The organism is Lysobacter sp. TAF61, assembly GCF_052113485.1.
GTDB lineage: Bacteria > Pseudomonadota > Gammaproteobacteria > Xanthomonadales > Xanthomonadaceae > Lysobacter_J.
The window spans coordinates 56,152-80,359 of the sequence record NZ_JBFRDH010000001.1 but is presented as its reverse complement, the minus strand read 5'-3'; the positions used below and the strand labels follow the sequence as shown (position 1 = coordinate 80,359).

The following is a 24,208-nucleotide window of genomic DNA, read 5'->3' as shown; positions in this document are numbered from 1 at the left end:
GCCGATAGCATGGACCGGTTCGATGTCATGCGGCTGTTCGCCAGGATCGTCGAACGACGCAGCTTCACCCAGGCCGCGCACGACATGGACGTGCCGCGCTCGACCTGCACCAAGGTCATCCACGACCTCGAAGCGCGGCTCGGCGCGCGGCTGCTGCAGCGCACGACCCGCGTGGTGCGGCCGACGCTGGATGGCGAGGCCTACTACCGGCGTTGCCTGGGCATCCTCGACGACATCGAGGACGCCGACGGCGTGTTCCGCAACGCGGCGCCGAAAGGCGTGTTGCGGGTGGAGGTGCAGGGCACCATCGCGCGTCATTTCCTGGTGCCCGCATTGCCGGCATTCTTGGAGCGTTATCCGGACATCGAACTGTCGATGAGCGAAAGCGACCGCTGGGTCGATCTGGTGCAGGAGGGCGTGGACTGCGCACTGCGCTATGGCCAGCTGCGCGACAGCGAACTGGTGGCCAGGCAGGTCGGGGTGCTCGAGCGCATCACCGTCGCCACCCCGGAGTACCTCGCGCGCCATGGCACACCGCGAACCATCGACGAGCTCGATGGCCACCTCGTCGTGGGACTGCGTTCGATTTCCACCGGTCATGTCACGCCGTTGACGTTCGGCCAGGGCGACGGCGGGCGAACCGTGTCGCTGCCGTGCCGATTGTCGGTCACCGGCACCGAGAGCTATCTGGCAGGAATCCGCCTGGGCCTGGGGATGGCGCAGGTGCCGCGCTTCCATATCGAGGCGGAGCTGCGCAGCGGCGCACTGGTGCAGTTGCTCGCCGAGACACCGCCACCATCGGCGCCGGTATCACTGCTTTATTCGCGCACGCGCCAGCTGTCGCCGCGCGTGCGCGTGTTCCTGGACTGGGCGGCGCGCGAGTTCGCGCAGCGCCTGGCCGGGCAGGGTGACTGACTACTTCGTCTTCGGCGTCGGCGGGAAGCTGGCGAACATCTTGTCCAGGCCCTTGTCGAGACCGGCCGCGGCCTTGTCGGGGTTGCTCGGTACGGTGCCGCTGGCAGTGCCGCGCCAGATCGCCTGCTTGGACTTGGCGTCGAACATGTCGACCACCAGCGTGCCAACGTCGTAGGTGCGAACCGTGGTCGAGGCGTTGCCCATCCCCATGCCGCCGCCCCAACCGCCGCGCCATCCCCAGCCACCCATGCCGGTGCCGGTGTAGAAGGTATCGAGCGACTGCTTCTGCGACCTCGAGATGTTGGCCGCGACGGCGACATCGCCGCCTTCGGCGAGCGTCCAGCCCTTGGCCTGCAGGCGCGCATCGATGCCTGCGACGATGCGCTGCTGCATCAGCGGCGAGCCGCCCTCGGGTTTCATCGCCCAGTAGTAGGTCTTGTATGCGGCGAAGTTGGCCGCCGGGTCGGAGTCGGTGGTGACCTTGGGCGTGGCCGCAACTGCGACGAACGAGACCAGTGCCAGGGACAGGGCAAGCGCTTTCATGGGAACACCTTGGGGGTTGCGATCAGCGCAGATCAGGCACCAGATCGCGTGGTCCGGACGTGAACAGTCCTGAGGATCGCTGGCTGCCGCGGCAGGGTATTGGGGTCCGGCCAGGCGCCCCCATTTCGGTGGGGCGTTCCCTTCCTCCCCGGAGAATCTGCATGAGCGAGTACCGCAAGACCCCCGAAGCCGTCGCCAGGCTGACCCCCGAGCAGTACCGGGTCACCCAGGAGGGCGCGACCGAGCGTCCCGGCACCGGTGAGTACCTGCACAACGACCGGGCAGGCATTTATGTCGACATCGTCTCCGGCGAGCCGTTGTTTGCCTCGTCGGCCAAGTTCGATTCGGGTTGTGGCTGGCCCAGTTTCACCAAGCCGATCGGACCGATCACCGAGCTGCGCGACATCTCGCACGGGATGATCCGCACCGAGGTGCGCTCGGCGCAGGGCGACAGCCATCTGGGGCATGTGTTCGACGACGGTCCGCGCGATCGCGGCGGGCTGCGCTACTGCATCAACTCGGCGTCGCTGCGCTTCGTTTCGCGCGAGGAGATGGAAGCGGCCGGTTACGGTGCCTGGATCGACCAGGTCGAGGACGTCTGATCGCTGCATCGCGCGCAGCAGCGCACGCATGCACGAAGTGTGAGGCTCGCGGGCGCAGATCGCCCGCGAGCGTTTCGGGTATCGCAGCGACTCAGGCTGCTTCGGCCATCTCGTCGGCCAGCGAGCGCCAGCGCGGAAGCCGGTCGAGCTGTCCGACCGTGCGCAGGTAGGCCTCGTCGACTTCACTGCCGTTGACGATGGCCGCGGCCACGTGCACCGCGCCTGCGACCCAGAAGCCGCCGCGCAGCCGCGCCGGATTCTGGTGGAATGCCACGGCCTCGACGATCGGCGAGGGCAGGCCCCACAGACCGAGCAGGTAGGCACCGGCGACGCCGTGCGGGGTGATGCTGCCGTCGCCGTCGCTGCTGGTCATCGGCGGCAGCAACAGGCCGACCTCGGCCAGCAGGCCGGCGGTGGACGCCAGTTCCGCGCTCGGTCCCGCGAGCAGCCGGCCGGCCAGTTGCGAGATGCGCAGGGCGCGGTCGCGCATCGCATCGGCATGCGCCGAACTCGCGCCGGCGGAGAACACTTCGTTGGCGAGCACCAGCTGCAGCAGCGCGTTCTGGCCCAGGCGGGTGACGGCGGTGCGCAGGTCGCTGATCTCGCGGCCACCGGAGTAGTACGCGGAGTTGGTCAGGCGCAGCACCTTGGCGGCGACGGCGGGGTCCTTCGACACCGCTTCGACCACGCGCGCCGAGCTGGTCTCCGGATCGCGCAGCAGCCGCGTCAGCGCCAGGTACTGGCGCGGTGCGGCGGGCAGCGAACCCATTCGGCCGATCGCGGTCTTGAGCGACTGGTCCGACAGCAGCGTGCGCAGCTCCATGACACTTTCGACCGCTTCGATCAGCGCCAGCGCCTCGAGCGGTTCGGGCAGCACGCGGTGGCTGACTTCCAGCGCTTCCATCGCGTCCTCGTCGCTGCCGTTGTCCATCAGCAGGATGCTGACTGCATCGGGATGGCGCTTGCGCAGTTGTCCGAGCAGGCTGCGGCCATGGCTGGAGCCGACGCGGGCGGCGCAGACGATCACGTCCGGATTCCAGTCGCCGGTCAGGGCGACTTCGGCGCGGTCGGTCCAGGCGATGCGCCAGTCCAGTCCCTGGTCCTTGAGTTCCTCTTCGATCTGCGCGGCATGGCCGCCGTCGTCGCTCACCACGAGAATAAACACCGGGCGCTCTTCCGTAGGTCGTTGCTGTTGCATCGACTAACGGCAGCGCGGGGCCGTCCTGAAGTGCGTGGTTCGCGAACTGCCAACTCGCGCACAGTTCGGGCGGGCTCGCTGGGGGGCTCCGTGCCGGCTAGCGGGCGATGTGCATCGGCAAGGTGGCCCGCACGCACGTGCCGCCACCGGGGCAGCTCTCGATTTCCAGCGTCCCGCCCAGCTGCTGCGCCCGTTCGCGCATGGTCACCAGGCCCAGGCCGTGGACGCCGTCGCCATTGAAGCCACGGCCGTCGTCGGCGATGGCCAGTCTCAGCGTGCGCTCGTCTTCATCGATCGCCAGGGTCAGCGTGACCCGGGTCGCGGCGGCATGCCGCAGGACATTGGTCAGCGCTTCCTGGGCGATGCGGAAGCAGGCCTGTTCGACTTCGGGATCGGGCCGCCGTGGCAGTGGCGCCAATGCCAGCTCCAGTTGCGGCTGGCCCTGGCGGAACAACTTGTCGGCCTGCCAGCGCAGCGCTGTCTCCAGGCCCAGCGTGTCGAGCTGTGGCGGACGCAGCAGCAGCGACAGGTTGCGCAGCTTGGTGACCGTCTGGTCGGTCGTGGCGATGATCTCGGCAAGGATCTCGTCGCGGCGGGCCGGGTCGTCGTCGTGCTGGATGGCCATCGCGCCGAGCTTGATTGCGGTGATCGCCTGGCCGATGTCGTCGTGCAGTTCGCGCGAGAGCGTTCGTCGCTCATCCTCCTGCACCGTCAGCAGGCGTCGCGTGACCGCCTGCAGCTCCTCGCGCAGGTTGCGCTGCTGTTGCAGGCTGAGGTTGACCTCGCCATAGGCCTCGTGGGTGCGCGCGGCGAGCTGGTTCATGGCTTCGGCCAGTGGCGCCAGTTCGCGCGGCACGCTTCCGGGTTCGATCGGCGCCGAGGCGCGCTCCAGGGCGAAACGCTGCATCCGGTCCAGCAGTTCGTGGACGCTGCCGCCAAGGCGCTTCATCTGCATGTTGACGATGGTCAGCACGCCGACCAGCACCAGTGCGAGCAGGCCCAGGATGACCATGGTGTTGCGGCGCAGCTCGGCGGCGACGACGCGATCGGGCACCAGCAGCAGCAGGCGCCATCCCATCTGCAGCGGGACGGCGCGGGCGTAGGCGTCGCCGCCATCGCGCAGGACGCCGTGCAGGCGCTGCATCTTCGAGCGGTCGCTGGAGCGCTGCAGTGCGCGGATCTCCCGATCGCGCGGGCTGTCGCCGAGCACGTCCAGCGAGCGGTAGGGCAGCCCTTCGCTGGCATGCACCACGGTCTGGTCGCGGTCCAGCAACAGCACCTCGAAGCCGCGCGCGCGCAGCCATTGGCTGCGCAGTGCCGCGAACGCCTCGATCCTGATGGCGCCCTGGACGATGCCGGCAAAACGGCCATTGGCGAACATCGGCGCGGAGACCGCCACCAGCGGCGCCTTGCCCAGGTAACGGCCGCGGAATGCGTTGGAGACGTAGGCGCGGCCGTTGCTCGCCGGTTCCTTGAAGTACGGCCGGTCGGCGACCGAGACGACGCCGCGGCCGGGCAGTTCCGGCTGGATCACCCGCACCGTGCCGGCGCCGTCGGCGACCACCAGCGAAGTGAAGTCGGAGTAGTGGCGATGCAGGCGCAGCAGGTCATCGGCCCATGCCGCGTCATCGTCGAGATTGCCGACGGCACTGCGGCGGTCGGCGAGCAGCTGGACGGGCACCAGGTGCAACTGCAGGAAACTGTCGACGTCGTGGCCGGTGGTTTCGGCGACGGCTTCAAGGCTGGTGCCGAACTGCTCGCGGGTCGCGGTGGAACGCTGCCACAGGATCAGCGCAGTCAGCACCAGCACCGGCACCACGACCGCGATCAGCAGCAGTCGGGCGAACTCGCGCAGCAAGCCCCGGCCTGGCGGGGGCGTTGCTGGCAGTGAGGCGTTGGGCATGCGTCAAAGCTACCTGCCCAGCCGGCCGCACCGCAATGCCGGATCGGCCGGGTTGGCCGAGACGGGTTGGCTAGTGTTGACTCAGAACAGCTCGACGCTGCCCGCGTCCATAGACTGCTGCATCACCGGCTTGTGCGGCGGGCGCTCCCACTCGCCGCGCATCTGCGTGATGCGCTGGCCGAGCTGGCCCAGGGCCTGGCGGATCTCCGCGCCACCGGCGCCGCTGCTGCGATGCAGCAGCTCCTGCAGGGCGGTGGCCTCGCGGTTGATCGCGCCCAGGCGTTCCAGGTGCACGTTGGCGGCGGTCAGGGCCTGGGTGGCGATGTCCTCGAACTGCAGCGAGCGCACGGCGTCGGCTACCGAGCCGTCGATGGCGCGACCGCACTCGGCGATCTCGCGCATGCCGTTGCCGAGGCCGCGGTTGATGCCGTCGACGCGCTCGAGCATCGCAGCGGCTTCGGCGCGTGCACCGCGGCTGCGGTCGAGGTCGCGCGAGGCCATCTGGCTGACGGTGTCGCGGACCCGTGCGATCGAATCCTTGGAGCTGTGGGCGAGCTTGCGGATCTGCTCGTTAAAGGCGGTCGAGCGCTCGGACAGGTTGCGGACCTCGTCGGCGACCACGGCGAAGCCGCGTCCGGCTTCGCCGGCACGTGCGGCCTCGATGGCCGCATTGAGCGCCAGCAGGTTGGTCTGGTCGGCGATCGACTTGACGTCCTCGAGCAGCGCGAAGATGCCATCGAGGTGACCGGCCATCGCATCGATGTGGGTCACGGTGGTGCTGCTCTGGCCGCTGACCGCTTCCAGCGCTTCGACCAGTTGCTCCATCTGCTGGCTGGCCTGGAGGGCAAAGCGCGAGACGTCGACGCCGCCGCTGTTCTCGCCATCGCCGGTACGGTCGATGAGGCGGGACACCACATCGCCCTGCTGCCGCGACTTGCGGTTGACCGCCTCGAAGCTGCCGCCGAGCCTGGCGACCGATTCGCGGATCAGTTCGCGGGTGCGCTCGATCTCGGTGCGCGAGCCCTGGACTTCGGCGCCGACGAAGTTGCGCAGCTCATCGAGCAGGCGGATCTGTTCGCCCAGCAGTGCGCCATCGCGGCTGCCGGGCCTGAGGATGCTCCAGCCGAAGCCGAGCCAGGCCAGGGTCATCGCCACCAGCGCGCCCCAGCGCACCGGTGCTGGCAGTCCGAAGGCCTCGGTGCAGATGAGGGTGAAGGTGAGCGCCAGCGGCGCTGCGATGCGAATCAGTACGCGCGAATCCATCATCGGTCTCGTCGGGGGCGGTCTACGTTAGATAACGGCCGCTCGGCAGCGCGCTTGAGTCGATCGACGCGGCGCAGAGCAGGTGATGTGCGATGTGTTCGAGCGGCAGGACGTGGTCGACGGCGTCGCGCGCGACAGCCGCGCCCGGCATGCCCCACACCACGCTGCTGGCTTCGTCCTGGGCGAAGGTCGTTGCGCCGGCCTTGCGCAAGGCAAGCATGCCGCGCGCGCCGTCGTCGCCCATGCCGGTCAGCAATGCGGCGCTGGCATTGGCGCCGGCGTGCTCGGCGACGGACTCGAACAGGACGTCGACGCTGGGGCGATGGCGCCTGACCGCTTCGTCGTCGCCGAGACGGCAGTGCCAGCGCGCACCGCTGCGCTGCACGCGCAGGTGGCGCCCACCGGGAGCAACGTAGGCATGGCCGGCCAGCAGTGGCTGGTCGTGCTCCACGTGCACGACGGTCATCTTGCTGTGGCGGTTGAGCCGTTCGGCGAAGGCGCCGCTGAAGGCGCCCGGGATGTGCTGGGCAATGACAATCGCCGGCGCATCGGCGGGCATGCGCGCCAACACCTCGCGGATGGCTTCGGTGCCGCCGGTGGATGCGCCGATGGCGAGCAGGCGGTCGGTGGTGCGGTAGCCGAGCGGTTGAGAAGCCAGTTGCGCCTCCGGCGGCAGCGGACGCGCCGCGACCGCCGGTACGACGCGCGCACGCGCCGCCTGCCTGACTTTCTCGACCAGCACCGAGGCGTATTCGTGGAAACCCTGCACGACATCGAGCCTGGGTTTGGCGATGAAATCGACCGCACCCAGGGCCAGCGCGTCGAGCGTGACCTGGGCGCCGCGTTCGGTCAGGGTCGACACCATCACCACCGGCATCGGCCGCAGCCGCATCAGGTTGCGCAGGAAGGTCAGGCCATCCATGCGCGGCATTTCGATATCCAGCGTCAACACGTCCGGAGCTAGCTGCTTGATCTTCTCGCGGGCGATGTACGGGTCGGCCGCGGTGCCGACGACCTCGATGCCGGCGGCCTCGCCGAGCAGTTGCGTCATCAGCTGCCGTACCAGCGCCGAATCGTCTACCACCAGCACGCGTGTCGGACGGGCAGGCATCAGAACAGTTCCACGCCGCCGCTGCGGACCTTGGTGCCGGTGAGGCGACCGTAGTAGGCGCGCTCGACATCGGCGATGCCATCGTCGCGCGTGGCCGGGAGGCGCTTGACCAGGGTGCGACCGGTCTGGGCGAAGAAGCAGACCTTGCGCGGATGGATGTCGCCCAGATCCTGCGCCAGCACCGGGATGCGCTCGGCAGCGAGGTATTCGAGCACGAAGCGCGCATTGCGCGTGCCAACCGGATCGCTGTAGAAGCCGCTGAGCACGTTGCCGCCACCGAACACCTTGGCCTGCAGGCGCGAGCGCCGGGCGCCGCGCTTGAGCAGGTCGTTGATCAGCAGTTCCATTGCGTGCACGCCGTAGCGCGAGCACACCGAATCGCTGTCGCCGCCGGGAAGCATGAAGTGGTTCATGCCGCCCACCGCCAGCGTGGTGTCGAACAGGCACGCGGCCACGCACGAACCAAGCAGGGTGACCAGCGCGACCGGACGATCGGTGACGACGTAGTCGGCGGGCAACAGCTTGATCGCCTCGGTCTGCAGGACCGGATCGTAGTAACTGCCCGGCGCCAGGTCTGCGGCCGCGGCGGCGCTCACCGGCGACCTGCCTGCGCGGCTGCGCGGTAGATGGTGCGCCCGCAAGGCACGACCAGGTCCTGGGCGTGGGAGAAGCTTTCGGAATGGCCGGCGAAGAGCAGGCCGCCGCTGCCCAGCAGCGGCGAGATCCGATGCAGGACCTGATACTGCGTGGCCTTGTCGAAGTAGATCATCACGTTGCGGCAGAACACCGCACTGAAGCCGCCGCGAAGGCCGTAATTGGCCGCGAGCAGGTTGAGCGGGCGGAACTCGACCAGCGCCTGCAACTCCGGCTTGACCCGGCACAGTTCGGCATTGGGGCCGCTGCCGCGCTGGAAGAAGCGCCGCCAGCGTTGCGGCGAAAGGTCGCCGATGCGCTCGATCGGATAGACCCCGGTAGCGGCGGTCTGCAGCACGCTGGTGTCGATGTCGGTGGCAAGAATGCGCACCGGCGGCGTCATCGTGCCGAACGCCTCGCAGGCGGTGATGGCGATGGAGTAGGGCTCCTCGCCGGTGGACGCGGCGCAACACCAGATCGTCTGCTCGGCCACTCCGGTGGCCGCTGCCGCGCGCAGGTGCTCGCTCAATGCGTCGAAATGGTAGGCCTCGCGGAAGAACGAGGTGAGGTTGGTCGTGAGCGCGTTGACGAAGGCCTGCGATTCCGTCTCCGGGCTTCGTTCGAGCAGGTCGAGATAGTCGCTGAAGCGTTCCAGGCCCAGCGAGCGCACGCGCCGCGCCAGCCGGCTGTAGACCATGTCGCGCTTGTGCGGGCCGAGGTTGATGCCGGCGCGATCGCGGATCAGGCGGCAGACGCGGCGGAAGTCGCGGTCATCGAAGACGAAGGCGCGCTCGTCGAGGCTCCCGGTTTCGTGGCTGCGGCGTTCGCGGGGGCGCGTGCTGATCATGTGCAGGGACTCTTGCGTGGGCTGTCATGGGGCGACGCGGGCTGGGCCGCGCCGCCGCATGTGGTGATCAGGCGTGCGCGGATCAGAACTCCTGCCAGTGCGCGTCGCTGCCATTGACCACCGCGCCATTGCCGCGCGGCTTGCGCGCCGCCGGCTTGGCGCGCGCGGCAACGGCGACCGGAGCGGACCTGTGCGCCGGCGCCGGAGCAGCCACCGCGACCACCGCCGGTGCACGCGACACGCTCGTCGCAGCGCTGCCGCCGGAGGTCAGGCGGAATACCGCCACCGTCTGCACCAGCTGCTCGGACTGCTGCTCCAGGCTGCGTGCGGCGGCCGAGGCTTCCTCGACCAGCGCCGCGTTCTGCTGGGTGCCTTCGTCCATCTGCGTGACGGCCTGGTTGACCTGCTCGATGCCGGTGGATTGTTCCAGCGAAGCGGCAGTGATGTCGGCGATGATGTCGGTGACCCGCTTCACGCTGGTGACGATCTCGCCCATGGTCCGGCCGGCCTGGTCGACCAGGGTCGAACCTTCCTCGACCTTGTTGACCGAATCGGTGATGAGCTGCTTGATCTCCTTGGCGGCGCCGGCCGAGCGCTGCGCCAGCGAGCGGACCTCGGCGGCGACCACGGCGAAGCCGCGGCCCTGCTCACCGGCTCGTGCCGCCTCGACCGCGGCGTTCAGCGCCAGGATGTTGGTCTGGAAGGCGATGCCGTCGATGACACCGATGATGTCGACGATCTTCTTGGAGGCGGTGTTGATCGCGCTCATGGTGTCGACCACGCGGCCGACCACCTGGCCGCCCTGCGATGCGACATCGGCCGCGCCCAGTGCCAGCTGGTTGGCCTGGCGGGCGTTGTCGGCGTTCTGGCGCACGGTCGAGGTGAGCTCCTCCATCGACGAGGCGGTTTCCTCCAGCGAGGCGGCCTGCTGCTCGGTGCGCTGCGACAGATCGTTGTTGCCCGCGGCGATTTCGCCGGCGGCGGCGCTGATCGCGTCGCTGCCCTGGCGGATCTCGCCGACGATGCGGCTGAGCTGGGCGACGGTGCTGTTGGCGTCGTCCTTCATGCGGCCCAGCGTGCCGCGGTAGTCGCCGTCGATGGTCTGGGTGAGGTCGCCCTGGGCCAGCGCCGAGAGCACGCGGACCACGTCGTCGAGTGCGGCGGCGTTGGTTTCCAGCAACTGGTTGATCCCTTCGGCCAGCAGCTTGACGAATCCGTCCTTGCCGTTGAGGGCGATGCGGTGCGAGAAGTCGCCTTCGACGGCGGCCTGGACGATGCTGGCGATCTCGGCTTCCACTGCCACTTCGGCGGTGAGGTCGCCCCATTCCACGACCGAACCCAGGCGCTCGCCGGCGGCGTTGATGATCGGGGAGGCCGCCATCGAGAACGTGCGGCCGCCAATGACGATGCGGGAGGCGTAACGCTCGCGCAGGCCGTCGAGCACGCGCTTCTGGTAGCCCGGCTCGCGGTCGAACACGTCCATGCTCGCGCCGAGAAGGCGGCGGGCCTCGAAGTGCGGCAGGTCCTTGCGGATGTCCGATTCGGCATGGATCAGCATCGCCGAGACCGACTGGTTCATGTAGATGATGCGGCGCTCGTTGTCGGCGATCATCACGTTGGTGCCGACGTCATCGAGCGCGTTGCGGATGCGCAGGTTCTCGTCGGCGACGCGGCGCTCCTCCTCGATGTTGGCCTTGAGCTGCGACTGCATCTGCGACATCGCCGTCATCAGCTCGGCGACTTCGTCGCGGCCGTCGATGCGGATGCTGTTGTCGAGGTGGCCGTCGGCGATCTTGCGCGACACGCCGATGACGCTCTGCAGCGACGAGCGGGTGCCGCGGCTGAAGCCCAGGAAGAGATAGCCCGAGAGCAGCAGGATCAGCACGCACGCGCCCAGCGTCAGGCCGGTGCGGCGCTGCAGTCGCGAGATCTCCGTATCGGCGGCCAGGGCCAGCGAGCGGTTGGCGGCGGCCATCGCGGCGCCCAGGGCCAGGCGCGTCGCATCGGCGCGGGCGGCCATCACCTTCACCGGCAGCACCGGCGTCTCGGCATCGAGGATGTTGGCCTGGATCAGCTCGTTCTGCTTGGCGATCGCGGCGAGCGCGCCGGTCAGCGGCTTGCCGGCAGTGACGGCCAGGCGCGGCAGCTCTTCGGTGGCGTCCTTGTACTCCAGCTCGACGCGGCTGCGCACGTACTCCTGCATGTTGCGCGACACCGCCAGGTTGGTGCGGTCGTCGACCCAGATCGCGCCTTCGCCGAGCACGCGCACGCCGACCAGCGACTGCTGCGCGGTGTATTCGGCCAGGGTCGGGATCCAATCGGTGCCGGCGTGGCCCATGTACAGGACCGCGGCGTTCTGCGCCTGCGCCAGACCAGTGTGGTCGGACAGCTGGCCCATGAGTTCGCCGACCCGGCGGATCGCGGCGTTGTGCGCGACCACGGCTTCGGCCGCATCCTTGTGGGTGTCGACGGCCTTGGCCCAGGCGCTGCGGGCGGCCTGGATCGGTGCCTGCAACGGCGCGTCGGTGAGCTTGTCCTGTTGCCAGGCGGACAGTGCCTCCAGCTCCGCGTCGACCGTGTCGGCGGCCTTGGCCAGCGCCTGGTCGGCGACCGTGTCCTTGGCGAAGCGGCGCGCCTCAAGCTGGGAGTGGTCCTGCATCGCCAGCATGGCGCGCTGCAGGTGGCCCAGGCCGGCGCTGGCCTCGTGCTGCATGCGGGCCGCGGCAATCTCGGCGTTGGAGCGGGTGATGAGGATGCCGGCGAGGACGCCGCAGGTCAGCATGAATGCCGTACCGATCACCATCGCCTTCTGGCTGAAGCGCAAACGCGCCATCAGCCGGGTGGCCGGCGTCAGGAAACCATCCAGATAGGGGGTAGTGGGGCGGACGGACATAAAGGGCCTCGGGGTCAGGACGGACCCGTTGCGGGTCGACTCTCCCGGCATCGGCGCGGCGGGCGGAAACTTTAGGTGCGCGTCACGCTTCGGGCGCGCTGCGGTCGCGTTGCGACGAGTTCCACCGTGGCGCTAAAGAATTTCCCGGGCCGGCCGATGCCGGGGATGTCGTCACGAATCCAACCCCAAGGAGTGCCCCATGCGTCTTCCCACCTTCATAGCTGCCGGCCTGGCGGCCCTGATGCTGTCGTTCGCTGCGCCGGCGATGGCTGATCTCAAGCCGATCAAGCGCGTTGAACCGCAATACCCTGCCGATGCGGCGCGTTCGGGCACCCAGGGCTATGTCGAAGTCGAGTTCGTCGTCGATGACGCCGGCAACGTTGCCAGTGTCTCGGTGGTCAACGCCAAGCCGGCGCGTACGTTCGAAGCGGCCGCGGTGAAGGCGGTCAAGCAGTGGCAGTTCGCCCCGGGCGGCGGTCGCGGCAAGGTGCGGCTGGACTTCGCGCTCTGATCGAGCGTTGACCGGCAAAGAAAAACGCGCCTTTTCAGGCGCGTTTTTTTTTGCTTCCTGGCGCGGGTTTTGATAACCGGCCCCGGGCGTCAGGCCGGCTTCTGCCGCGCCAGCGCCCGCTCATCGATCACGGCGGTGAACAACGCGCCGACGAAGACGATCAGCGAGGCGTAGTAGATCCAGACCAGCGCCAGCAGCAGCGCGCCCATGGATCCATAGGCCGAGCCGGGGTCGGATCGCTCCAGGTACCAGGCGATGGCGTTGCGCCCCAGCACGAACAGCACCGCGGTCGCTGCGCCGCCGCCGAGGGCCCGCTTCCAGCCCACGCGGCGGTCGGGCAGGTAGTGGTACATCAGCGCGAACGACAGCGTGTAGATGAGCCAGGTGGCAGCGTTGAGCAGCGCCGGCAGCGCCCACTCGTAGCGCGAGAACGCCAACTGCAGCGCGGTGCTGACGGTCATCGACACCAGCAGCAGGAAGCCCATGGCGAAGACCAGCCCGAGCGAGAAGACGCGCTTGCGCAACCAGGCGAGCATGCTCGACAGGCGCGTGGCATCGGTGCGGAAGATCCGGTTCAGCACGTCCTGGAGCTGGGCGAAGACTGCCGTGGCGCCGACCAGCAGCAAGGCTGCGCTCCACCAGCCGGCGATCGATCCGGTGTCGGGCCGGGCCTGGGCGTTGTCGATGATCGTGCGCGCGATCTGCTCGGCCTCGTGGCCGGCGAGGGTGCCGATCTGGTCCATCAGGGCTTCCTGCGCGCCCGGGAGCAGGGCGCTGGTCAGCCACACCAGGATCAGCAGCAGTGGCGCCAGCGACAGCACGGCATACAGGGCAAGGGCAGCGGCCTGCGACATCAGGTCGGTGTCGACGAAGCGCTGCGCCAGCGCCACCGGCAGGCTGCCGCGGGCGCGGCGGACGAATGCCTCGACCGCCGGTCGGCGCAGCGACTTGCCTTGCTGCTCGGGGAGGGGGCGCGGTGACGTGGGGTCGGTCATGTCCGTCAACAGGCATTCGGCGCGAGACGGTTGTGCACCGCCGTAGCCGCGATGGCTGCATGCCCGGTGGCGACCGAGATCTGGTTCAGGCCGCTGACGACATCGCCGATGGCGTAGAGCCCCTCGATTGACGTCATCTGGTGGCGGTCGGTGATCAGCGCGCCTTCCTCATCGCATTTCGCGCCGGCGTCAGTGGCCAGGCTCGAGCGCGAGATCATGCCCATCGATGGATAGACGACGTCGAAGCTTCGTGTCGCGCCGTCGATGTCGAACTGGCAGCGCTCGCCATCGAAGCGTGGCGCGCTCGCCGGCCGGGTGACTTCGATACCGTCGCGTTCGAGCTGCCCGCGTTCGTCTGCACCCTGCGGTTCCCGCGACGGAACCATGACGAGCTTGCGCGAATACGTGCGCAGGAAGCGCGCATGCGAAGCGGCGTGCTCGAGCGGCCCGTAGACTGCAATGTCCAGGTCGATCGCTTCGAAGGCATCGCAGATCGCACACAGGCGCATGGCGCCGCTGGCAACTGCCGCCTCAAGTCCGTCCATCGCGGGCATGACGTCCTCGCATCCCGTGGCGAGAATCACATTGCGCGCCCGCGCGTGGGCGTTGCCGTGCGTGAGCACGAAGTGGTCCTGCTCGTGCACCAGTGAGGCGACTTCCTCGTCCATGGTGTGCACGCCGAACGAAGTGGCTTGCTGGCGCATCCGCGCGAGCAGTTCGCGTCCACCGACACCATCGGGAAAGCCCGGGCAGTTGTGGCTGGTGGGAATCCAGACCGCACGCGACAGGCCGTGGTCGAAGACCACGATGGACCGACGGTAGCGCGCCAGATAGGTCGCGGCGGTCAATCCGGCCGGACCGCCACCGATGACGATGCAATCGAACAGGTCCGACACGTGATCGCGTCCACTCCATTCGGAGCCGGATGGCCCTTGCGGGCATGGTGGCGTCGCAGGAGTGAATGGGGTGTCGAGCCGTGCGCGCCCGCGGCTTCAGCCGCCGGGCGCGGTTAAGACACTCACGTGACCACTACATGGCGCGGGCTAGCGTCGCGCCAGATCCCCAGTGGAGCGCAAGATGATCAAGTGGGCCATCATATTCGCCATCATCGGCCTGGTCGCCGGCGCGCTGGGCTTTACCGGAGCCGCAGGCGCGGCCATGGGTATCGCCAAGCTGCTGTTCTGGGTCGGCCTGGGCATTGCCCTGGTGCTGCTGATCCTCGGCATGACGGTGGCGAAGAAGATCACCTAGACCTGTCAATGGCTAGCCCTGTCAATGGCGCTTGTCCGGCGGCCCTCAGGCCGCCGCGGCCTCGGCCACCAGGCCCATTTCGGCGCTGGTCATCAGGCGCTCGATTTCCAGCAGGATCAGCATGCGTTCGCCCTGCGTGCCGATGCCGGTGATGAACTGGCGGTCGATCGCCGAGCCGATGTCGGGCACCGGGCGGATCTGTTCGGCTTCGAGCTGGATCACGTCGGAGACGCTGTCGACGACCATGCCGACGACGCGGTCGGCGACGTTGAGCACGATCATCACCGTCAGCGCGTTGTACTCGGCGCGCGCCAGGCGGAACTTCAGGCGCATGTCGATCACGGGCACGATGGTGCCGCGCAGGTTGATCACGCCCTTGATGTAGTCCGGTGCGTCGGGCAGGCGGGTCACGGTGTCGTAGCCGCGGATCTCCTGCACCTTGAGGATCTCGACGCCGTATTCCTCCTCGCCAAGGGCGAAGGTCAGGTACTCGTCGGCGGCTTCCACCGACTGCGTCCTGGCGCGGTGATCGTTGCGCGGGGAATGTGCGGATGTGGCGGTCATGGTGCTGCCTCGAAGGAAGGTCTGCGCGTTGGAGTGGGTGGGTGATCAGGCGGCAAGCGGCGGACGCGCGGCCTGGACCAGGCCATCGGTGTCGACAATCAGAGCCACGCGACCATCACCCAGGATGGTCGCGCCGGAGACGCCCGGCACGCGGCGGTAATTGCTTTCCAGGTTCTTGACCACTACCTGCTGCTGGCCGAGCAGTTCGTCGACTTCCAGCGCCAGGCGGCGGCCGTCGCTTTCCACCACCACCGCGATCGGCGTGGCCGGTTCGGCGTCGGCGGCGCGCGTTGCCGCGGGCAGGCCGTACTGCTGGGCCAGGTTGAGCAGCGGCAGGTAGTCGTCGCGCACGCGCAGCACGCGGGTATCGCCGCCTATGGTGCGCACGTCGGCCGCGGCCGGCTGCAGCGACTCGACCACCATGTTGAGCGGGACGATGAACACTTCGTCGCCGACCGCCACCGACATGCCGTCGACAATGGCAAGCGTCAGCGGCAAGCGGATCGACACGGTGGTGCCCTGGCCGAACTGGCTGCGGATCTCGACCTGGCCACCGAGGGCGGCGATGTTCTTCTTGACCACGTCCATGCCGACGCCGCGACCGGACAGGTCGGTCAGCGCTTCGGCGGTGGAGAAGCCCGGCGCGAACACCAGGTCCCAGACCTGTGCGTCGCTGGGGTTCTCGGGCACGGCGAGGCTGCGTTCGGCGGCCTTGCGCAGGATGCGTTCGCGGTTCAGGCCGCGACCGTCGTCGCCGACCTCGATCACGATGTAGCCGCCCTGGTGCGCGGCCGACAACGTCAGCGTGCCGGATTCGTCCTTGCCCGCGGCGCGACGGTCGGCGGGCATTTCCAGGCCATGGTCGATGGCATTGCGGACCAGGTGCACCAGCGGGTCGACGATCTTCTCGATCACGCCCTTGTCGAGCTCGGTGGCCTCGCCGAACGTGCGCAGCTGGACCTTCTTGTCCAGGCGCGTGGCGAGATCTCGGACCATGCGCGGGAAGCGGCTGAAGGCGAACTCGACCGGCAGCATGCGCACGCCCATGACCGATTCCTGCAGGTCGCGGGTGTTGCGCTCCAGTTGCACCAGCCCCGACAGCAGCAGCTCGTTGGCGACCGGGTCGAGCTGCTCGGACCGCTGGCGCAGCATGGCCTGGGTGATCACCAGCTCGCCCACCAGGTTGATCAGCGCATCGACCTTGGCGACGGCGACGCGGATCGAGCTGTCGGCGGTGTCGCCGCCGCGGGACACGGCCGTGTCGGTGGCAAGCGCCGGAGCGGACTCGACCACCGGCGCCAGCGGCGCTGCTGCGACCGAGGTGATGTCGAGCTCGCACTCGCCCTCGACCCAGGCGAACGCCTCGTCGATGGCGGCGCGCGAAACGTGGCCGGGCAGGGTGAGGTCCCAGGCCAGGTAGGCCTCGAACGGATCCATCTGCTCGAACGGCGGCAAGGCCGAGTCCAGGCAGGTGACGCCCAGTTCGCCGTGGCTGGCCAGTTCGCGAAGGATGCGCAGCGGATCGTTGCCGCCCATGAACATCGACGGCGCCGGCTTGAAGCCGATGCGCCAGTCGCCTGCGGGTTCGGCCTTGGCGACGCTGGCGCTGCCGCTTGCGGGTCCGGTTGCTGCACTTGCGCCCGGCATCGCCAACAGGCGATCCAGGCCGGCACGCGCCTGTGTCAACGCCGCCTGGTTTACCGGACTGCCGTGCTCGCACGCTGCCAGCAGCGAACGCAGCACATCCACCGCCGTCAGCAACGCGCCGATCGCATCGGAATCGAGCGCGCGGCGACCGCCGCGGGCCTCGTCGAGCAGCGTTTCCAGCAGGTGGGTCAGGTCGGTGACGGCGGTGAAGCCGAACGTCGCCGCACCGCCCTTGATCGAATGCGCGGCGCGAAAGATGACGTTGATGGTTTCCGCATCGCCGTTGCCGCCTTCCATTGCCAGCAGGCCGCTCTCCATTGCGTCCAGCCCTTCACGGCTTTCCTCGAAGAACGCAGCGTGGAAGCGGGTGATGTCCATGGCTCAGCCAAGCACCTTGCGGATGGTTGCGACCAGCTGCTCGGGATCGAACGGCTTGACCAGCCAGCCGGTGGCGCCGGCGGCCTTGCCTTCCATCTTCTTGTCGCCACCGGATTCGGTGGTGAGCATCAGCAGCGGCGTGAACTTGTAGGCCGGCAGCTGGCGCAGCTCGCGGATCAGGGTGATGCCGTCCATGACCGGCATGTTGACATCGGTGACCACCGCGTCGAAGCGCTGGGTGCGGGCGATCTCGAGCGCGGCACGGCCGTCCTCGGCCTCGCGCACGGTGTAGCCACCGGAAGTCAGGGCGAAGGCAACCATCTGCCGCATGGAGGTGGAATCGTCGACGATCAGAAGTTGCGCGCTCAAGCGGTCTCTCCGGTTTCAGTGTCGACCCCGAGACTGGCGGCCATGTCGAGCTGGCGCGCAGCCGCGGCGAGGGTCGGCGAGGCAAGGGTGACGAAGGTGTGGTGGCCGCGTGCGGCGCGGTCGCGGACGAAGGCGTGGAGCAACTGCAGTCCGGCGGCATGCACGCGCTCGACGCGATCGCCGGCCAAGGCCAGCGGACCGTCGTGGTCGAGGTGTTGCTGCAGCGCCGATTGCAGCTCGGCGACGCATTCAATGCCCAGGTCGGTTTGCAGGGATAGCTGGTTCATAGGTCAGCCACTGGCGGGTACTCGAAGGCATTAACGGCGAACTGCGTCACGACTTGAGGGCCGCGAGTTGAGGGCCGCGTCAGCCGAACAGGGCATTGGCGTCGAGCAGCACCGTCGGCACGGCGCCGACGCGGGCGATGCCGACGATGGCGCCGGGATCGCTGCCGGGCAGCGGCGGCTCGACGCGGTCGCGGCCGAGGGTGACCACATCCTCGACTGCGCTGACCAGGGCGCCGATCAGCTCGTCGTTGCGCTCGACCACGACTATCCGGCTGCGCTCGTCGGGCTGCACGCGGTCGGTGCCGAGCCAGATGCCGAGGTCGAACACCGGCACGACGCGGCCGCGCAGATTCATCACGCCCAGCACGGACGGCGCGGCACCGCGCATAGCCACGATCGGGGCCGGCCTCAGCACTTCCTGGACGCGCAGCAGTTCCAGTGCGTAGCTGTCGTGGCCGACATTGGTCCGCAGCCAGCGCTGCGAAGAGGCGGTTACGGCCTTGTGTGGCGGCGAGGGCAGGGGCCGGGCAGGCGGCGGCAGGATTGCGGCAGGCGCAACAGGGCCCGCGGCGACCGCTGCGGGGCCGGGTGCTGGCGTTTCAATCGGTGCGGGCGCTGGTGCCGGGGCGGTAGCAACCGCATCGATCGCGACCACGGTCGTCGGCGAACTGTCAGCGCCATCGAGCAGGGCGTCGAGGTAATCGTCGATGATCATGTCGCCCCCGGTGTTCATGCGGCCTGCTGTTGCGCGGCGCCGTCCTGGGCCAACAGCCACTTCAAGGCGCGCCGGTAGGCATCGGCGCCGCGCCCGGTGGGCATGACTGCGGTGGTCAGCGCGTGCGCGTCACGCAGGCGCGTATCCATCGGCACCGCGCCCGGCCAGACGCGGTCTTCGTAGCGATCGTGCAGCAGTTCCAGGCTGTGCACACCGGTGCGCGTGCGCCGGTCGAAAAGGGTTGGCAGCACATAGCGCGGCATGGGCCGGCGGCGCGAGCGCTCCACCATCTCGGCGGTGCGCAGCATGTCGGCCAGACCGTGCAGGGCGAGCGGGTCGGTCTGGGTCGGCACGACCAGGCGGTCTGCCGCAGCCAGTGCGTTGACCATCAGCAGGCCGAGCGTGGGCGGGCAGTCGAGCAGGGCGTAGTCGTACATCGACCTGGCGGCATGCAGCGCCCGCCCCAGCGCGAGCCCGAGCCCGGGCTGGGTTGCGCCGCGACGTTCAAGCGTCGCCAAGGCCGGTTGTGCGGCGACCAGCTTGAGGCCTTCGATGTCGGTGGTGCGCGCGAGCGATGCCAGTGATGCACCGTCGATGCTGAAAAGGTCGTGCGTGCCGGCGGGCGGCGGACTGGCCGGGACGCCGAAGGCCCGGGTCAGCGACGCATGCGGATCGAGATCGATCAGCAGTACGCGGTTGCCGGCCAGCGCCAGTCCACGGGCGAGACACAGGGTGGTCGTGGTCTTGCCGACGCCGCCCTTCTGGTTTGCGATGGCCCAGGCCTGCATGTCAGCCAGCCTCCGAGTCGGTGGCGCGTTGCACGTACACCGTGGCCGGTACCGTGGTCGCCGGGTGGAGGGAAGGTGCGGCGATGTCATGCGCGGTCGCTGCGCGTCTTGCCGGCGAGCTGGCAGGCGAGGTGGAAGGTGCGGGCATGGGCACCGAGGGCGGCAAGCGATGGGGCAAGGACCGCGGCAATGCTGCCGGCGCCGCGGCGATTGGCGCACCGGCTGCAGCGGGCGCCACGTCCTGCATGGCGATCGCCGGCGTCTTGTCCGGCACCGCGTCCGGTCCCTGCGGTGCGGCCAGGATCACCAGCAGCACGCGACGGTTGGCATTGCGCCCCTCGACGGTGTTGTTGTCCGCGATCGGCTGGTGCTGGCCGTAGCCGACCACGGCCAATCGCTCTGGGCCGATGCCTTCGCCGACCAGGACATGGACCACGCTGGCCGCGCGCGCAGCAGACAACTCCCAGTTCGAGCGGAACAGCGCGGTGCTGATCGGAACATCGTCGGTGTAGCCCTCCACGCGCAATGCGTTAGGCGCGGCGCGCAGTACGGCGGCGAGCTTGCGCACGGTGGCCGTTGCAATCGTGCTCGGTTCGGCGACGCCGCTGGCGAAGAGGATGTCGCTCTGGATCTCGACTTCGAGGTAGGTGCGGCCGCGTCGTACGGTGACCAGCTTCTGCCGCACCAGCTCGGTCAGCGCATCCTGGATCTGCGCGCCGAGGGAGTTTAGCTGGGTATCGCGCTCGCGCAGCAGTTGCTGCTCCGACTCGACCGTCTTGTCGTTGACGTGGTGGCGGCCGAAGGTCGGCATGTCCAGCATCTGGCGCACCCGCACACTGGTCACCGCGGTCGTCGACGCCGGGCCGGTCTTGGCCGCGGCGGTCTGCAGCGACGGGCGGTCGAATGACGAGCCACGCAGCTGCGACTTGCCCAGCTGGATCGGCACGATGGTGCGCGGCGGCCCGCCGAACGCCGACGACAGCGCATCGGACACGACCCGGTACTTGCCCTCGTTGAGCGAGGAGATCGCATACATCACCACGAAGAAGGCCAGCAGCAACGTCATCAGGTCGCCATAGGGGATCGCCCAGGCTTCGTGGTTGATGTGGTCCTCGTGGGGGCGCCTGCGAGCCATGCCGACCTCAATGCACGTAGCCGTTGAGGCGTGCTTCGATGTTGCGCGGGTTCTCGCCCTGGGCGATCGCGATCAGGCCCTCGATGATCATCTCGCGCTCTTCGGTCTGCGAGTGCACCAGTCCCTTGAGCTTGCTGGCCATGGGCAGCAGCGCAAGGTTGGCCGAGCCGATTCCGTAGATGGTGGCAGTGAAGGCCGCGGCAATGCCGTGGCCGAGCTTGCTCGGATCGGCGAGGTTCTTCATCACCGCCATCAGGCCCAGTACCGCGCCGATGATGCCAAGGGTGGGCGCGTAGATGCCCATGCCTTCGAATACCTTCGCAGCGGCGAGATCGCGCGTGCTTTGGCCGTGCAGGTCGATCTCGAGCATCTGCCGGATCGACTCCGGCTCCACACCGTCGACCACCATCTGCAGCCCCTTGCGCAGGAACGGATCCTCCTGCTGCTGCACCTGTGCTTCCAGGCCGAGCAGGCCCTGCTTGCGTGCAGTGGTGGACCACTCGACGATCTGCGCGATCACCGCGACGCGATCGTGCGCAGGCGGCTGGAACACCCAGCGGAACATGCGCATCGCGCGCATGAACGTCGCCATCGGTGTCTGCAGCAGGATCGATGCCAGCGTGCCGACGATCACGATCACGAACGCCGCCGGCGACCACAGGCTGGACAGCCCCGCGCCCTTGAGCACGCTGCCGCCGAGCAGCGCGGAGATGGCGAGAACTGCGCCAATGATACTGAGTCGGTCCATGGGGGATTTATCGGTTGCCATGGGGATTACTTGAGTTGCGACCGGCTGTTCTGTGAGCTCTCTCGCAATCCGGTACGCAGCAATGCATCGACGTCGAGAATCAGTGTCATGCGACCGTCACCGACCAGACTTGCGCCGGCGTAGCCGGGCAGTCCACGCAAGGTGGGCGGCAAGGCCTTGATGACCACTTCCTCGCGGCCGCGCACGCGATCGACGATCAGACAGAAGCGCTGCTCGCCCGACTGCAGCACCACGCACGTCGTCTCCGCCATCGAACCGGCTTCCAGGCCGAGCCATTCGCGCAGATCGAGCAGTGGCAGCGGTTCCTGGCGCAGGTCGAGCACCTGCTGGCCATCGATCCACAAGGTGTTGCCGGGCTGGTAGGCGAGCACTTCGACCACGCGCACCAGCGGCAGTGCGTAGACGTCGTCGCCGATCTCGACGAGCAGCGTCGGCAGGATCGCCAGCGTCAGCGGCACGCGGATCGCGAAGCGGCTGCCGACGCCCGGCTCTGAATGGATCTGCACGAAGCCCGACAGCTCCCTGATGCGCGATTGCACGACGTCCATGCCAACGCCGCGGCCGGACAGGTCGCTGACCTGGTCGCGCGTGGAGAATCCCGGCAGGAAGATCAGCTGCAGGCATTCCTCGGCCGACAACCGCGCGGCGGCCTCGGCATCGATCAGGCCCTTGTCGATGGCCTTGCGCCGGACCCGTTCGGGGTCGATGCCGTTGCCGTCGTCGCGCACCTCGATGGCGACGTGGTCGCCTTCCTGCTGCGCGCTCAGACGCACGCGCCCCAGCTCCGGCTTGCCGGCGCGGCGGCGTGCATCGGGCATCTCGATGCCGTGGTCGATGGCGTTGCGGACCAGATGCACGAGCGGGTCGGCGAGGGCCTCCACCAGGTTGCGGTCGAGCTCGGTTTCGGCCCCGATCACTTCCAGGTCCACGTTCTTCGAAAGCTGGCGGGCGACGTCGCGGGCGAGCTTGGGGAAACGGGCGAACACACGCCCGACCGGTTGCATGCGCGCGGTCATGACCGCCGACTGCAACCTCGACGTCGCGGCATCGAGCGAACCGACGGCGCGGTCGAGATCATCGTCGCGCAGGCGCGGACGGATCGTCTTGAGGCGGTTGCGCGCGAGCACCAGCTCGCCCACCAGGTTGACCATCGCATCGAGGCGGCGCACATCGACGCGGACGGTGACTTCCGCGTTCTCCGCCGGTGCGGCGTTGCCGCCTTTCGCCACGGCGGTCGAAGGAGCAGGCGTGGCTGCGGGCGAGGGAGCCGGCGCAGGCGCGGTCGCCGCGGGCACCTCGCCGGGAACGCCGCCGGCACCGTGCAGGCTGTCCAGCAGCGCTTCGAAATCGAGGTCGTCGATGCCGTCGCCACCCGCAGCGAACGCGGCGATCGCAGAGGCAGCGGGCGTCGCCATTGGCGCAGGCGCCGACGAACCTGCGCGCAACGCGGCGAGCAAAGGCTCCGGCGCGGGCGAGGGTTCCAGGCCGGCGGAAACGCTGCGCAACATGTCCACCAGCAGGTCCAGCGATTGCTGGGCGCCGTCGAACGCCTGCGCGTCCAGAGGCGCCGCGCCGGTGCGCGCGGCGTTGAGGCGATCCTCCACGGCGTGGCAGATCGCCACCATCGGCGTGAAATCGAGGAAGCCCGCGCCGCCCTTGATGGTATGGAAGCCGCGAAACACCGCGTTGAGGCATTCGCGGTCGGTCGGCGCATGCTCCAGCGCGACCATCTGCTCACCGAGCTGGTCGAGGATTTCGCCGACCTCTACCAGGAAGTCGGCGCAGATGTCGGAGGCGATCGCGGACACGGCGGCTACAGACCCAGCGACGACAGCAGCTGGTTGGCGTCGTCCTGCGTGGCCGCGGGCGGATCCACACCGGCGAGCGACGGACCGTGTCCGTGACCGGACAGCTGCAACGGCCGGTCGCCTGCATCGGCGTAATCGCCCAGCCCGGCATGCACCGCCTGCACCAGGTCGACCACCCGACGGATGATCTGACCGGTGAGGTCCTGGTAGCCCTGCGCGGCGGTCATCTCCGAGAGGCGATTGCGGATCGCCTGGACCGTCACGGCCTGGCCCCCGGCTTCGGTGACCGGCAGCGTGCCGAGCAGCGCGCCGCATTCCTGGATCAGGTCGAGCGTGTGATGGCTGGCTTCCTCGCTCATGCGCACTACGTGCTCCAGGCGCGCGCAGGCTTCCGGCAGCGAACCGCCGCCGCTGCCCGGGCCATCGCCCAGCGCCTGATCGAGTTCGCGCGCGAGTTTGGCCAGTCCCATCACCAGCGGCTGCGTGCGCCACTGGATCAGTTCATCGACATGGGCGCGCCAGGCGGCGTGGTCGTCGGCCTCGAGCGCGTCGAGCGCGGCGTGCAGGCATTCGATCACGGTCTGGCGGTCCTCACGCTCCGGCGCGGCGCGCCCGGGGGGCGCCTGGACCACCGGCACGGCATTCACGCTGCGGCCCCGAGGCGCTCGAAGATCTTGCCGAGCTTGTCGCCGAGCGTGGCCGCGGTGAAGGGCTTGATCACATAGCCGTTCACGCCGGCCTGCGCCGCTTCGAGGATCTGCTCGCGCTTGGCCTCGGCGGTGACCAGCAGCACCGGGATCTTTGCCAGCGCGGCGTCGGCGCGGATCGCCTTGAGCAGGTCGATGCCGGGCATGCCGGGCATGTTCCAGTCGGTGATGACCAGGTCGAATGGGCCCTTGCGCAGTTCGATCAGTGCGCTGTTGCCGTCGTCGGCTTCCGCGGTGTTGAAGAACCCCAGATCGTTGAGCAGGTTCTTGACGATGCGGCGCATGGTCGAGAAGTCGTCGACGATGAGGATGCGTATGTTCTTGTCCATGCGGGTCTCTTGGGCAGTTCTGGATTTCGTGGAAAAAGGAGTGGTGG

At 68.6% G+C, this 24,208-nt stretch carries 25 protein-coding genes; 4 read left to right on the top strand and 21 right to left on the bottom strand.

Features of this window, described 5'->3' with window-relative positions:
• Positions 1-9: 9 nt before the first annotated feature.
• The gene (locus AB4Y64_RS00430; RefSeq protein WP_441814491.1) at positions 10-915 is read left to right on the top strand and encodes a LysR family transcriptional regulator; all 906 of its coding nucleotides are present in this window, start codon (positions 10-12) and stop codon (positions 913-915) included.
• On the opposite strand, the gene AB4Y64_RS00425 is transcribed toward AB4Y64_RS00430, so the two are convergent.
• Positions 916-1,458, bottom strand: coding sequence for a DUF4136 domain-containing protein (locus AB4Y64_RS00425; protein ID WP_441814490.1), 543 nt, complete (start codon positions 1,456-1,458; stop codon positions 916-918). It lies immediately after the preceding gene.
• Positions 1,459-1,619: 161 nt separating this feature from the next.
• Between AB4Y64_RS00425 and msrB the strand changes: the two genes are divergently transcribed.
• Positions 1,620-2,060: a peptide-methionine (R)-S-oxide reductase MsrB gene (gene msrB, locus AB4Y64_RS00420; protein WP_441814489.1), complete on the top strand. Its 441-nt coding sequence runs from the start codon at positions 1,620-1,622 to the stop codon at positions 2,058-2,060.
• A gap of 91 nt (positions 2,061-2,151) precedes the next feature.
• Here the strand turns inward: msrB and AB4Y64_RS00415 are convergent, their stop codons facing one another.
• The 7 genes from AB4Y64_RS00415 to AB4Y64_RS00385 form a co-directional block, all read right to left on the bottom strand.
• Positions 2,152-3,225 carry an HDOD domain-containing protein gene (locus tag AB4Y64_RS00415; protein ID WP_441814488.1) on the bottom strand — a complete coding sequence of 358 codons (1,074 nt, stop codon included), beginning with the start codon at positions 3,223-3,225 and terminating at the stop codon, positions 2,152-2,154.
• Between the two features lie 130 nt (positions 3,226-3,355).
• Positions 3,356-5,161, bottom strand: a complete 1,806-nt coding sequence (locus AB4Y64_RS00410; protein ID WP_441814487.1) for a sensor histidine kinase — start codon at positions 5,159-5,161, stop codon at positions 3,356-3,358.
• Positions 5,162-5,242: 81 nt separating this feature from the next.
• Positions 5,243-6,424 (bottom strand): methyl-accepting chemotaxis protein, encoded by a 1,182-nt coding sequence (locus tag AB4Y64_RS00405; RefSeq protein ID WP_441814486.1) that lies wholly within the window; start codon positions 6,422-6,424, stop codon positions 5,243-5,245.
• A gap of 22 nt (positions 6,425-6,446) precedes the next feature.
• Complete coding sequence (locus AB4Y64_RS00400; RefSeq protein WP_441814485.1) at positions 6,447-7,535, bottom strand: protein-glutamate methylesterase/protein-glutamine glutaminase; 1,089 nt, start codon at positions 7,533-7,535, stop codon at positions 6,447-6,449.
• Entirely contained in the window at positions 7,535-8,131 is a 597-nt protein-coding gene (cheD, locus tag AB4Y64_RS00395) for a chemoreceptor glutamine deamidase CheD (RefSeq protein WP_441814484.1), read from the bottom strand. The genes AB4Y64_RS00400 and cheD overlap by 1 nt, the downstream gene beginning before the upstream one ends.
• Entirely contained in the window at positions 8,128-9,015 is an 888-nt protein-coding gene (locus AB4Y64_RS00390) for a CheR family methyltransferase (RefSeq protein WP_441814483.1), read from the bottom strand. Before AB4Y64_RS00390 ends, cheD begins: the two co-directional genes overlap by 4 nt.
• 82 nt (positions 9,016-9,097) lie before the next feature.
• Entirely contained in the window at positions 9,098-11,908 is a 2,811-nt protein-coding gene (locus AB4Y64_RS00385; RefSeq protein ID WP_441814482.1) for a methyl-accepting chemotaxis protein, read from the bottom strand.
• A 199-nt stretch (positions 11,909-12,107) separates the two neighbouring features.
• On the opposite strand from AB4Y64_RS00385, the gene AB4Y64_RS00380 reads away from it, so the two are divergent.
• On the top strand, positions 12,108-12,419 hold the full coding sequence (locus tag AB4Y64_RS00380; RefSeq protein WP_441814481.1) for an energy transducer TonB: 312 nt from the start codon (positions 12,108-12,110) through the stop codon (positions 12,417-12,419).
• Positions 12,420-12,508: 89 nt separating this feature from the next.
• Here the strand turns inward: AB4Y64_RS00380 and AB4Y64_RS00375 are convergent, their stop codons facing one another.
• Both AB4Y64_RS00375 and AB4Y64_RS00370 read right to left on the bottom strand, forming a co-directional pair.
• Positions 12,509-13,414: a YihY/virulence factor BrkB family protein gene (locus AB4Y64_RS00375; RefSeq protein WP_441814480.1), complete on the bottom strand. Its 906-nt coding sequence runs from the start codon at positions 13,412-13,414 to the stop codon at positions 12,509-12,511.
• Positions 13,415-13,419: 5 nt separating this feature from the next.
• The gene (locus tag AB4Y64_RS00370; RefSeq protein WP_441814479.1) at positions 13,420-14,310 is read right to left on the bottom strand and encodes an NAD(P)/FAD-dependent oxidoreductase; all 891 of its coding nucleotides are present in this window, start codon (positions 14,308-14,310) and stop codon (positions 13,420-13,422) included.
• 181 nt (positions 14,311-14,491) lie between these two features.
• Between AB4Y64_RS00370 and AB4Y64_RS00365 the strand changes: the two genes are divergently transcribed.
• Positions 14,492-14,665 carry a DUF1328 family protein gene (locus tag AB4Y64_RS00365; protein ID WP_441814478.1) on the top strand — a complete coding sequence of 58 codons (174 nt, stop codon included), beginning with the start codon at positions 14,492-14,494 and terminating at the stop codon, positions 14,663-14,665.
• 45 nt (positions 14,666-14,710) lie between these two features.
• Here AB4Y64_RS00365 and AB4Y64_RS00360 read toward each other — a convergent pair whose 3' ends face one another.
• From AB4Y64_RS00360 to cheY, 11 genes are all read right to left on the bottom strand, one after another.
• On the bottom strand, positions 14,711-15,229 hold the full coding sequence (locus tag AB4Y64_RS00360; protein ID WP_441814477.1) for a chemotaxis protein CheW: 519 nt from the start codon (positions 15,227-15,229) through the stop codon (positions 14,711-14,713).
• 45 nt (positions 15,230-15,274) lie between these two features.
• Positions 15,275-17,254 (bottom strand): chemotaxis protein CheW, encoded by a 1,980-nt coding sequence (locus tag AB4Y64_RS00355; RefSeq protein WP_441814476.1) that lies wholly within the window; start codon positions 17,252-17,254, stop codon positions 15,275-15,277.
• A 3-nt stretch (positions 17,255-17,257) separates the two neighbouring features.
• Complete coding sequence (locus AB4Y64_RS00350; protein WP_441814475.1) at positions 17,258-17,623, bottom strand: response regulator; 366 nt, start codon at positions 17,621-17,623, stop codon at positions 17,258-17,260.
• Complete coding sequence (locus tag AB4Y64_RS00345; RefSeq protein WP_441814474.1) at positions 17,620-17,910, bottom strand: STAS domain-containing protein; 291 nt, start codon at positions 17,908-17,910, stop codon at positions 17,620-17,622. The genes AB4Y64_RS00350 and AB4Y64_RS00345 overlap by 4 nt, the downstream gene beginning before the upstream one ends.
• Positions 17,911-17,989: 79 nt before the next feature.
• Complete coding sequence (locus AB4Y64_RS00340; RefSeq protein WP_441814473.1) at positions 17,990-18,643, bottom strand: chemotaxis protein CheW; 654 nt, start codon at positions 18,641-18,643, stop codon at positions 17,990-17,992.
• On the bottom strand, positions 18,640-19,413 hold the full coding sequence (locus tag AB4Y64_RS00335; protein WP_441814472.1) for a ParA family protein: 774 nt from the start codon (positions 19,411-19,413) through the stop codon (positions 18,640-18,642). Before AB4Y64_RS00335 ends, AB4Y64_RS00340 begins: the two co-directional genes overlap by 4 nt.
• Before the next feature lies 1 nt (position 19,414).
• Positions 19,415-20,548: a flagellar motor protein MotD gene (gene motD / locus AB4Y64_RS00330; protein ID WP_441814471.1), complete on the bottom strand. Its 1,134-nt coding sequence runs from the start codon at positions 20,546-20,548 to the stop codon at positions 19,415-19,417.
• 7 nt (positions 20,549-20,555) lie between these two features.
• A complete protein-coding gene (locus tag AB4Y64_RS00325) occupies positions 20,556-21,296 on the bottom strand; it encodes a flagellar motor protein (RefSeq protein WP_441814470.1) in 741 nt (246 codons plus the stop codon).
• A 26-nt stretch (positions 21,297-21,322) separates the two neighbouring features.
• The gene (locus AB4Y64_RS00320; RefSeq protein WP_441814469.1) at positions 21,323-23,125 is read right to left on the bottom strand and encodes a chemotaxis protein CheA; all 1,803 of its coding nucleotides are present in this window, start codon (positions 23,123-23,125) and stop codon (positions 21,323-21,325) included.
• Between the two features lie 5 nt (positions 23,126-23,130).
• Positions 23,131-23,772: a protein phosphatase CheZ gene (locus tag AB4Y64_RS00315; protein WP_441814468.1), complete on the bottom strand. Its 642-nt coding sequence runs from the start codon at positions 23,770-23,772 to the stop codon at positions 23,131-23,133.
• Positions 23,769-24,161: a chemotaxis response regulator CheY gene (cheY, locus tag AB4Y64_RS00310; RefSeq protein WP_441814467.1), complete on the bottom strand. Its 393-nt coding sequence runs from the start codon at positions 24,159-24,161 to the stop codon at positions 23,769-23,771. The genes AB4Y64_RS00315 and cheY overlap by 4 nt, the downstream gene beginning before the upstream one ends.
• Positions 24,162-24,208 lie beyond the last annotated feature (47 nt).